3 protein-coding genes are annotated in these 3953 nt (G+C 74.1%); 1 reads left to right on the top strand and 2 read right to left on the bottom strand.

Features of this window, described 5'->3' with window-relative positions:
• Positions 1–155: 155 nt before the first annotated feature.
• On the top strand, positions 156–839 hold the full coding sequence (locus tag VFZ20_RS32560; RefSeq protein WP_329688156.1) for a VTT domain-containing protein: 684 nt from the start codon (positions 156–158) through the stop codon (positions 837–839).
• 471 nt (positions 840–1310) lie between these two features.
• On the opposite strand, the gene VFZ20_RS32555 is transcribed toward VFZ20_RS32560, so the two are convergent.
• Both VFZ20_RS32555 and VFZ20_RS32550 read right to left on the bottom strand, forming a co-directional pair.
• Complete coding sequence (locus tag VFZ20_RS32555; protein WP_329688155.1) at positions 1311–3431, bottom strand: redoxin domain-containing protein; 2121 nt, start codon at positions 3429–3431, stop codon at positions 1311–1313.
• The coding region (locus VFZ20_RS32550) for a sigma-70 family RNA polymerase sigma factor (RefSeq protein WP_329688154.1) at positions 3428–3953 on the bottom strand (526 nt) is incomplete at its 5' end. The genes VFZ20_RS32550 and VFZ20_RS32555, both read right to left, overlap by 4 nt.

The following is a 3953-nucleotide window of genomic DNA, read 5'->3' as shown; positions in this document are numbered from 1 at the left end:
CCTTGAATGCCGCGCGTGATGTCTGCCGCCAAAATATGTATCAGACTGCGGCGCCCACAAGCAAACATTTGGTGTGCTCCGAGCGCCCGCCGTCCGGTCCGTGCCGTCTCCCGCCCCTATCTCCCGTTCTCCCAAACACCTGTAGGCCCCTGACGATGCGACGCTACTGGCTGCTCCTGGGTGGATTTATCGTGCTTTTTGGCGCCCTGTTCGGCGTGGCGGCGGCGCTGGGGATGCCCGTGGAGGACGCGCGGCCGTGGATGGGGGCCGGCGGCGCGGGCGCGGCCCTGGTGGGGGTGGGGCTGCTGGTGGTGGACGTGGCCCTGCCCGTGCCCAGCAGCGGCGTGATGATGCTGCACGGCCTGCTCTTTGGCCTGTGGACGGGCGCGGCGCTGTCGCTCATCGGGTCGCTGGGGGCGGCGGCGGTGGGGTTCGCCATCGGCCGGGCGGGGAACGACTGGATCCGCCGGCTGGTGACGCCCGAGGAGCACGACCGCGTGGGCCGGCTGCTGGCGCGGTACGGCACGCTGGCCGTCGTCGCTTCGCGCCCCGTGCCCATGCTGGCCGAGACGGTGATGATCCTGGCCGGCGCGTCGCCCATGCCGTGGGGGCGCGCCATGCTCTCGGCCCTGGCGGGGACCATCCCCGCGGCGCTGGCCTATGCGGCCGTGGGCGCCACGGCCGCGTCGCTCAAGGCGGGCACGGCCGTGTTCGTGGGCGTGATGCTCATCGGCGGTCTGTTCTGGTGGTGGGGCCGCCGCGCGGGGGAGGGGATGGAGGCCGCCGCTTCCGGCGCGGTGGATGCGGGCGCGCCGGCGACGGCGTCCGCGGCGGAGTAACCGACGGAAGCGGGGAGCAGAAGGGGGGCAGGGACGAAAGCGAGGGACAGGAACGGAGGACGGGTGGCGTAGCGGACGGAGAAGAAAGCGGAACGGCGGATTGCGGATCGGCGGCGCGCGGCAGGCAGATGTGGAGCGAGCGAAGCGGATTCGGGCGGGGGATGCGGATCGGGAAGATGGCAGGATGCCCGTCGCTGCGCGACGGGGGCCCTCTCCCCCGACCGCCTTTTCGCTCGTTCCTCGCGACGGCGGTCGACCCCTCCCCCAACTTCGGGGGAGGGGTTGTTGCTTGGCAGAGCTTTTCGCGCGGAATCGGACACCGTGCGCACCAGGGCTTCGCGTTCCGTCAGCCGTCTTCCGGGATGAAATAACCAACCTCCCCCAGGGGTTTTTGGGGGAGGTGGGCGAGTTTTACGAGCCCGGAGGGGGCGCCGCGCGGAGCCCACCTCCGTGCCCGATCCGCATCCGCCTTCAGTTCCGCAGCACCTCCACCTGCCGCAGCACGTCCTCGGGCGAGTGCGTGTCGAAGCGGATGCGGCCGCTGGCATCCAGCACCAGGTACGTGGGCGTGCCCTGGTTCTGCAGGGCGCGGCGGGCGGCGCGGTCCGTGTCGAAGTAGATGGGGAACGTGAACCCGTTCTCCCGCACGAACTCGCGGAAGTCCGCGTTGCGCGCATCCTCCGCCACCGTCACCACGCGCACCCCGCGGCCCCGCAGCTCCGTCGCCAGGCGCTGCAGCTCGGTCAGCTGCATCCGCGAGGGCGGGCACCAGCGCGACCAGAACGCCACGAACGTGGGCCCGTCGCCCGCCGGCTCGATGCGCGCCGGCGCGCCCGCGGTGTCCGTGAGCACCAGGTCGCCGCGGACGGCGCGGTTCTCCATCCCCTGCATCACCCAGTCGCGCATCTCCCCGCGGGCGGACCGCACCTGCGCGGCCCACGCGTCCGCGCGCCAGTGGCGGCCCAGGCGCGTGCGCGCGCTGTCGGCAAAGGCGCCGGGGGTGACGGGGTCCGCCGCCACGCGCGCCAGCACGCTCACGGCGCCGGCCGTGTCGCCCTGCGCCAGCCGCGCGTCGGCGATGCTGCGGAAGAGCGCGGGGTCCCACGTGGCGCCCATGGCCATCTGCAGCGTGTCCATGCCGGCGCGCGTCTGCCCGGCCTCCATGAGCGCGCGGCCCAGCACGCCCAGGAAGTAGCCGCGTCCCGCGTCCGTCATCCGCCGCATCTCCGCCGCCGTGAACGTGAGGGGGCGGTTCGCGGCCTGGTTCTCGTCCATCCAGCGCAGGGCGCGCCGCACGCGGTCCATGGCCTGGGGGCGGATGGAGGGATGCGCCATGGCGTAGCGCGCCACGGCGGAGATGAAGCGCGGATCCAGCGCGGCCATCCGGTCGCCCCAGAGCAGGATGTTCTGCGCATCCCGCGCCTGCGCGGCCATCTGCAGCGCCGTGAACGCCAGCTGCCCCGAGGTGCCGCGCGATTCCGTCCACAGCCGCTCCATCTCGGCGTGGATGGCGGCATGGTCGCCGCGGGTCTGCATCAGCTCGAAGACGCGCTGCTGGTACGCGGCCACGCTCGTGGGAAAGTCGCGGTACAGCCGCTCCTTCCACTCGCGCGCCGTGGCCGTGTCGCCCGCGTTGTCGGCGTAGAAGATGAACGTGCTGACGTCGTCCTCCGTGAGGTTGGGGCGCGTGCGCCACGCGTCGGACAGGGCGCGGACGCGTGCGCGGTTCACCTGCTCCAGGCTGTCGCTCACGACCTGCGTGGCACTGCGGATCTGCGCCAGGTAGAGCTTCTGCCACGCCGCCGGGAAGTCGGGATACAGCTCCGTGGCCTGGCGCGCGGCCTCCTCGGATGCCTGCAGGTCGCGCAGGTCCAGGTCCTCCGAGCGGCGCAGCAGGGCGCGCGGCAGGGGGCGGCCGGCCGCGTCGTGCACCATCAGGTCCCACGCCTCGCCGTTGTGGTCCACGCGCGACGCGTCCGCGTTCTCCACGGCGAAGACGGCGTAGACGATGGAGTCCGGCAGGACGAAGCTGCCGCGGTAGACGCCGCCGTCGCGCCGCAGCTCGGCCACGCGCACGGGGAGGATGTCGTGCGGCGGCCGGCCCTGGTCGTCCACCAGCCGCGCGCGCAGCACCAGCCGGTCCGCGCCGGCCAGCAGCGTGGCGGGGCGATAGGCGACCTGGATGGTGGCGCCCGGCCCCGGTCGGTCCGGCGACAGGGTCAGCTCGCTCACCTCCGCCACGGCCTCGCGGGTGGAGAGCACGGCCGCCGCGCCGCCCGCCAGCAGCAGCGCGAGCACGGCGGCGACCCGGATGAAGGGACGCGCGGCGCGGCGCGGGTGCTCCGGCTGCGCGGCGGGAAGGATGACCTGCTCGCCGGCGGACACGCGCGCGGCGATGGCCTCCCACGCGCCGGCGGGCGGCGCGGGCGCGGTGGCCTCGCGGAGGGCGTCGCGGGTCTCGCGGATCTCCGTGACGGCGCGGCGGCAGCGGGCGCAGCGCTCCAGGTGGCGCGCCACGCGGGTGCGGCCGGCGTCGTCCAGCTCGCCGCTGGCAAAGGCGGACAGGCGGGGAAGGGAAGGATGCGTGATCATGCGTTCGTGACCTCGGTGCGGAGGAGCTTCCAGGCGCGGAACAGCCGCACCGCGGAGGTGCCGGCGGAGATGCCCAGCAGGCCGGCGACCTCGTCGTGCGAGTAGCCCTCGATCTCCTTGAGGACAAAGACGGTGCGGAGCTTGTCGGGGAGGGCGCGCAGGGCGGCCTGCAGGGCCACGCGGTCCAGCGCGCCGTCGCCCGTGGGACCGGCGGCCTCGGGGAGGTCGGCGAAGGGTTGCTCGCGGCGGCGGCCGCGGGCGCGCAGGCGCATGAGGGCGGCGCGCACCGCCACGCGCCGCAGCCACGCCTGGAGCTTGCCGCGCTCCTGGTAGCCGGCCAGGGCGCGGGCGAGACCGACGAAGACGTCCTGCAGCACGTCCTCGGCGTCGGCGCGCACGCCCAGGATGCGGTACGCGGCCGCGTACACGGCGGCGCCGTGGCGCGCGTACACCTGGCCCAGCGCGTCCAGCGACCCCTCGCGAACCACGCGCGCCAGGTCGTCGTCCGTTTCGGGGGGTGGG

Source organism: Longimicrobium sp., assembly GCF_036280135.1.
GTDB lineage: Bacteria > Gemmatimonadota > Gemmatimonadetes > Longimicrobiales > Longimicrobiaceae > Longimicrobium.
Note: the sequence above shows the minus strand (reverse complement) of the source record. Positions and strands in the feature narration are given on the sequence as shown.